Raw genomic sequence first — 278 nt, 5'->3', positions numbered from 1 at the left:
CCTTGGGCATGGCTGATTAAGGACGTGAGTGCGTTCTCATCAAAGATACGAAGACTGCCTTCGGCACTCTTGAGTTTTGCCTCCACGTATTGTCTCGCTTCATCTTGCTGAATACCCGTACAGTGATAAATAGAAATAACCCGTTGCCTTAAGGCCTCTAAGGACGCATACCGTAATTTATCCAGCAGACTGGCAGTGCCAATAAGTAAGACCACTGTGTTTGAGACCGTATCTCGTTGAAAATTCAATAAAAGAAGCAGTTCTTCAAAGATGTCCAT

At 44.2% G+C, this 278-nt stretch carries 1 protein-coding gene; it reads right to left on the bottom strand.

The features are described from left to right. Positions 1-278, bottom strand: a 278-nt coding sequence (locus ACYQ2O_RS13175) for a hypothetical protein (protein WP_459796832.1), incomplete at both ends; no start/stop codon positions are given.

It is taken from the genome of Alkalibacterium sp. m-11 (assembly GCF_054658155.1).
Note: the sequence above shows the minus strand (reverse complement) of the source record. Positions and strands in the feature narration are given on the sequence as shown.